Below are 6248 nucleotides of genomic sequence, written 5' to 3' on the forward strand. Positions count from 1 at the left end.
CCTTCTTCAACAACTTTTGTCAACGCATTTTCATACATTTTAACAGCATCTTTGTCAATTAAAGGTCCTACATGATTATTTTCATCTAAAGGATTTCCAATGCGTAATTGTTTATAAGCAGCAACCAAAGCGTCTTTTACCTTAGTGTACATAGATTCATGAATTATTAATCTACGGGTAGATGTGCAACGTTGTCCGGCAGTTCCTACAGCTCCAAAAACGGCTCCAATAACGGTCATTTTCAAGTCTGCATCTGGGGTTACAATTATAGCATTATTTCCTCCTAATTCTAACAACGATTTTCCTAAGCGTTCGCCAACTGTTCTTCCAACAATTTTACCCATTCTAGTAGAACCTGTTGCTGAAATTAATGGCACTCTTTTATCAGTTGTCATAAATTCACCAACTACATAATTTCCATTAATTATGTTTGAAATACCTTCTGGTAAATTATTTTCTTTTAAAACGCCTGCTATAATATTTTGACAAGCAATACTGCATAAAGGAGCTTTTTCTGAAGCTTTCCAAATACAAACATCACCAGAAATCCATGCCAACGCGGTATTCCAAGCCCAAACTGCTACAGGAAAATTAAATGCTGAAATAATTCCAACAATTCCTAGTGGATGGTATTGTTCGTACATTCTATGTCCAGGACGTTCAGAATGCATTGTCAAACCATGTAATTGGCGTGAAAGTCCAACTGCAAAATCGCAGATATCAATCATTTCTTGAACCTCACCCAAACCTTCTTGTAGAGATTTACCCATTTCATAAGAAACAAGTTCTCCTAAAGGTTGTTTTAGTTCTCTTAATTTATCGCCAAACTGTCTTACAATTTCTCCACGTTGTGGAGCTGGTTTTAAGCGCCAACTTTTAAAAGCTGTTTGCGCATTTTCAATAACTTGCTCGTAATCTTGTTTGGTGGTTGAAGTTACTTTTCCAATTAATGCTCCATCAACTGGAGAATACGATTCAAGAACTTCACCATTTCCAAACGAATTTGAACCTGTTGATGTTCCGTTATTTAATTGCTTAACACCTAAGTTCTTAAGCGCTTTTTGTATTGTGCCTTTTATAGTTGTAGTTTTCATATTAAATACTGTTTAGATATTAGATACTCAAAACACATAGGTTTTAAGTATATCAACAAAGCTACGAATATTAAATGGTAAAAAAAGTAAAGCCGTTTCAAATTTGAAACGGCTTTCTTCATTCAATATTTGGTAACCAACCAAATAATAAACCAACTAAAACTTATAATTTAATCCTGTATAAACTCCTAAATAATATGGTTGAATACTACCCGAGTTTTTTGAAAAGGTATTTGTTTGCATTTTAAACATTGGAGAAATATTGATAAAAAGATTTTCTTTTATAGAATAATCTACATCTAAACCAATGTTTCCACTAAAGTTTATAGCTCTTAAATTGTTTGAAGAACCTAAACTTTGAGTAATAGAATTTGTTTCTACAAAAACTTCATCTTTATTAAGTAAAAGTGTACTAAAACCACCAACTAAATTTACTCCTAATTTACCATCGGTAACGCTATATTTTAATTCAACTGGTATTTCAACATAACCAAAAACTTGATTTAAACTTCCTTTATTTGGATCAATAGCGTTAAGATCTCTTAGCTTTGAAGTTGCAAATTCTTGTGGTTTTCCAACATTTGTAGGGTTTGTTGATAGATTCGAAAACTCTACAACTGAAACACCCGGAGTCACATAAATATTATTTGTTGTGTATCCTAAATTAATAAGGTTAACTCCAGATTGAACACTAAATTTGTTATTAAGTTTGTACGCAAATTTTACTCCATAAGAATAAGATGAGTTTCCTGAAGCTGGATTGTCTTTAAACTGACTGTCAATTCCAGAACCATCACCTAAAGCACTTATGTAAATTGGTGCAAAAATAGTTGCAACAGTTATTCTACCAGTTGAAGCCTGTGTTGTTTTAACTTTTTCTTCATTGGCATTTGATAACGGTAAATTTAGGGCATCTACTAAAATAGAAGTCTTATCGTTTTTATTATTTAAATTTGAATTTCCATTTAATTCATCTTCATCCATATTCGAAATAACTGCAATTTCAGAAGTGCTTTCGCTATTAATATTAGTAGTTACTTTAGTTGGTGCTGTAATTTTTTTATCGGTAGTTTTATTATTTGAAGTTGTTAATAGAGTGCTATCTTTTTTATCTATAACCGTTTTTTCATTTTTTTCTTTTAGAAAGTTTCTTGAAAATTTAGATTCAGGACTAAAATAAATAGTTCCAATGCTAAAAAACAATATAAATAATGCGGCTACGCTTGCAAATTTAAGCCATATTGGCAATCGTTTCTTTTGAGAAACAGGAGCTAATTTTTTTTGAATTGAATTCCAAGACTGATTATGAGGGAAGACCTCTAAATCTTTTAGCTTTTCTTGAAAAATTCTGTCAATATTCTTATAATCTCTCACTTTAACCTTTTATCTTAAACAGACTGTTGACTCTCTTGATGTATCTCTATTTTTTGTTTTAAAATGCCTCTCGCTCTAGCCAAATTAGATTTTGATGTGCCTTCTGCAATTTGTAACATTTTTGCAATCTCTTTATGAGAATGTCCGTCCAATACATACAGGTTAAAAACCATTCTGTATCTTTCTGGCAACTCTTGGATGAGATTTAACAAATAATCTAAAGAAATTTCGTCATCGTCGATGTCAACAACCACCTCATCAGGAATCTCTTCAGTAACAATACTTAACACGGTTTTTTTTCTATATTTTAATAAAATCGTGTTAACCATAACGCGCTTTATCCAACCTTCAAATGATCCTTTAAAATTAAACTGCCCAATTTTATCGAAAATGGTTACAAAACCATCTTGAAAATTATCTTGAGCCTCTTGTTTATTTTTAGAGTATTTAAGACATATAGAGAATAACTTACCGGCAAAAAGCTGGTAAATTTCTTTTTGTGCCTTTCTATCATTATTTGCACATTGTTTTATGAGCTTTTCTAAACCCAAAAGCGAGTGTTTTAATTGTTAATAAGATACCTAAAAAGATAATAGGTTGCGTAAATTTACATTACTTTTGTGAAGTTTCCCAATTTTTATGAAAAGAAGTACGCCATTTAAGTTACATAGTATTCAAGATTTTAATAAAATCACCTTAGATATTTTCCGATTTCAGGCTGCTAACAACTTAGTATATAAAACCTTTTTAAATCATTTAAAAGTTGATGTAAACGCCATTGAAAGAATTGAAGAAATTCCGTTTTTACCAATTCAATTTTTTAAATCGCATAAAATAATTTCATCAAAATCACCAATCGAACAAACTTTTTTAAGTAGTGGTACAACTGGGATGACCCAAAGTAAACACTATGTCCCAGATGTTGCCATTTATGAAGAGAGCTTTACAAAAGCTTTTCAATATTTTTATGGTTCCATAGAGAATTACACGGTTTTAGCATTGTTACCTTCATATTTAGAACGCACCGGTTCTTCTTTAATTTATATGGTAAATAATTTTATTGAAAAATCTAACAATCCAAAAAGCGGTTTTTACTTAGATAATTTAGATGAACTTGCTAAAAATTTAGAGAAATTAGATAGAAAAGGATCAAAAATACTCTTAATCGGCGTTTCCTTTGCGTTATTAGATTTACTTGATACCTACAAATTTAATCTGAAAAATACCATAATTATGGAAACTGGCGGAATGAAAGGAAAACGAAAAGAACTTATTAGAGAAGAATTACACAACATTTTATGCAATGGGTTTGGAGTTTCTGAAATTCATTCTGAATATGGAATGACAGAATTATTAAGCCAAGCATATTCCAAAGGAAATGGTGTTTTTGAATGTCCGCCATGGATGAAAATTTTAGCGCGCGATGCAGAAGATGCTTTAACTATTTTACCAGAAGGGAAATCAGGCGGAATTAACGTTATAGATTTAGCAAATATAAATTCTTGCTCTTTTATTGCTACACAAGATTTAGGAAAAACCTATAAAAACGGCACTTTTGAAGTGCTAGGACGTTTTGATAATTCTGATATTAGAGGTTGTAATTTATTGGTTTTGTAAATACTAGAGTTTTTTCTAAATAATTCTTTTTCTTGTACTTCTAATTAAAAAACTACTCCTCTAACTTAGAGGACAGTTCGAACCAGCGTTCTTCTTTTTTATCAATTTCATTTGAAATTTCTTGAAGTTTTATTGACAATTCATTTATTTCTTCACCAGATAAAGAACCGTCTAAAAATTTAGCTTCAATGGTGTTTTTTTCGGTATTTAAAGCTGCTATTTTTTCTTCAATGCCATCAAATTCTTTTTTTTCTTTATAGGTTAACTTAGCTTTTGTTGTGGTTTTAACAAGTGGAGTTGGTTCAATTTTTTTAACTTCTACAGCTTCTTCTTTAGGTTTTGAATCTTCATACGCTCTAAAATCTGAATAATTTCCTGGGAAATCTTCAACAACACCATCACCTCTAAATACAAATAAATGATCCACAATTTTATCCATAAAATAACGGTCGTGAGATACTACTAATAAACATCCAGGAAAATCTAACAAAAAGTTTTCCAATACATTTAATGTAATAATATCTAAATCATTGGTAGGTTCATCTAAAATTAAAAAATTAGGATTCTGAATTAACACAGTACATAAAAACAAACGTTTACGTTCACCTCCACTTAGTTTTTCAACAAAATCGTACTGACGTTTTCTACTGAATAAAAAACGTTCTAATAATTGTCCAGCAGAAATTTTTCTACCTTTTGTTAGCGGAATATACTCGCCAAATTCTTTAATAACCTCAATTACTTTTTGTCCGGGTTTAACCTCAATTCCATCTTGTGTATAATATCCAAATTTTATAGTTTCTCCAATAACAACTTTACCACTATCAATAGGAATTCCGCCAGTAATAATATTCAAAAAACTAGATTTTCCTGTTCCATTTTTTCCAATAATACCAATGCGTTCACCACGTAAAAAGTTATAATCAAACTTGTCCAATATTTTTAAATCGCCAAAAGATTTAGATACTTTATGAAGTTCTAATATTTTAGTTCCCATTCGTTCCATTTCTATCTCCAACTGAACTTTATGGTCGTTTCTGCGCTTAGAAGCAGCTTCCTTGATTACAAAAAAGTCATCAATTCTACTTTTACTTTTAGTAGTTCTCGCTTTTGGTTGCCTACGCATCCAATCAAGCTCTTTTTTAAACAAGTTTTTGGCTTTATCTACTGTTGCTTGCTCCTGCTCTATTCGTTCTTCTTTTTTTTGTAAATAGTTAGTGTAATTCCCTTTGTACGTATAAAAACCACCGTTATCTAACTCCACAATTTCATTACAAACCCGTTCTAAAAAAAACCGATCGTGGGTAACCATAAACAATGTAATTTTTTCCTTTTCAAAATAGCTTTCTAACCACTCAATCATTTCTAAATCTAAATGGTTTGTAGGCTCATCTAAAATTAATAAATCGGGTTTATGAATTAAAATTAAAGCCAAGGATAAACGCTTGCGTTGTCCTCCAGAAAGTTCACCAACTTTTTTAGTTAAATCGTCTAATTTTAGTTTGGAAAGAATTTGTTTAAACTGTGTTTCAAAATCCCAAGCGTTCAATCGCTCCATTTTCTCAAAAGCTCTTTGATACTCGTTTTCATCTTCAGTATTCTGCAATGCGTGCTCGTATTCCTCAATCACTTTTAAGGTTTCATTATCCGAATCAAAAATAGTTTCTTCAACAGTTAATGCATCGTCTAATTTATCTTCTTGCGATAAATATTCAATTTTCAAACCTTTTCTAGAAATTACTTGTCCAGTATCTGAGCTGTCAACTCCAGCAATTATATTAAGCATCGAAGTTTTACCAGTACCATTTTTTGCAATAAATGCAATTTTTTGGTCTTTATTAATTCCAAAGGAAATGTTTTCAAAAAGCGTTAATTCGCCAAAAGATTTAGATATATTTTCAACTGATAAGTAATTCATTCACTGTATAATTTGCGGCAAAATTACACAAAATAAATGCCGAAAACTATAATTATTATACATTGAATAACTGCCTACTTGCATTATTCGATTAAAAATGAATAATTAAAAATGAATAATTAGGGAAGTACATAATTAACAGTTCGTAATTGAAATAGTGTATTTTTATCACATACAACAACCAAATGTTATCAGTTTAAGATTTATCAATTTCATTTAAAACCGATTCGGGTTTAAATCGAGCA

Annotated in this window: 5 protein-coding genes; 1 reads left to right on the plus strand and 4 read right to left on the minus strand. The window is 30.7% G+C overall.

Annotation, left to right across the window (positions count from 1 at the left end; translation table 11 throughout):
• The 3 genes from AB1Z17_RS02885 to AB1Z17_RS02895 form a co-directional block, all read right to left on the minus strand.
• A partial coding sequence (locus tag AB1Z17_RS02885; protein WP_368050287.1) for an aldehyde dehydrogenase family protein occupies nt 1-1094 on the minus strand: 1094 nt, incomplete at its 3' end.
• Between the two features lie 156 nt (nt 1095-1250).
• Nucleotides 1251-2468, minus strand: a complete 1218-nt coding sequence (locus tag AB1Z17_RS02890) for an outer membrane beta-barrel protein (RefSeq protein WP_368050288.1) — start codon at nt 2466-2468, stop codon at nt 1251-1253.
• Between the two features lie 14 nt (nt 2469-2482).
• The gene (locus tag AB1Z17_RS02895) at nt 2483-3019 is read right to left on the minus strand and encodes an RNA polymerase sigma factor (RefSeq protein ID WP_368050289.1); all 537 of its coding nucleotides are present in this window, start codon (nt 3017-3019) and stop codon (nt 2483-2485) included.
• Between the two features lie 88 nt (nt 3020-3107).
• Between AB1Z17_RS02895 and AB1Z17_RS02900 the strand changes: the two genes are divergently transcribed.
• Nucleotides 3108-4085 carry an acyl transferase gene (locus tag AB1Z17_RS02900; protein ID WP_368050290.1) on the plus strand — a complete coding sequence of 326 codons (978 nt, stop codon included), beginning with the start codon at nt 3108-3110 and terminating at the stop codon, nt 4083-4085.
• Nucleotides 4086-4137: 52 nt separating this feature from the next.
• Here the strand turns inward: AB1Z17_RS02900 and AB1Z17_RS02905 are convergent, their stop codons facing one another.
• Entirely contained in the window at nt 4138-6003 is a 1866-nt protein-coding gene (locus AB1Z17_RS02905; RefSeq protein ID WP_368050291.1) for an ABC-F family ATP-binding cassette domain-containing protein, read from the minus strand.
• Between the last annotated feature and the right edge of the window lie 245 nt (nt 6004-6248).

The organism is Lutibacter sp., from assembly GCF_040883305.1.
In the GTDB taxonomy this organism is placed as follows: domain Bacteria; phylum Bacteroidota; class Bacteroidia; order Flavobacteriales; family Flavobacteriaceae; genus Lutibacter.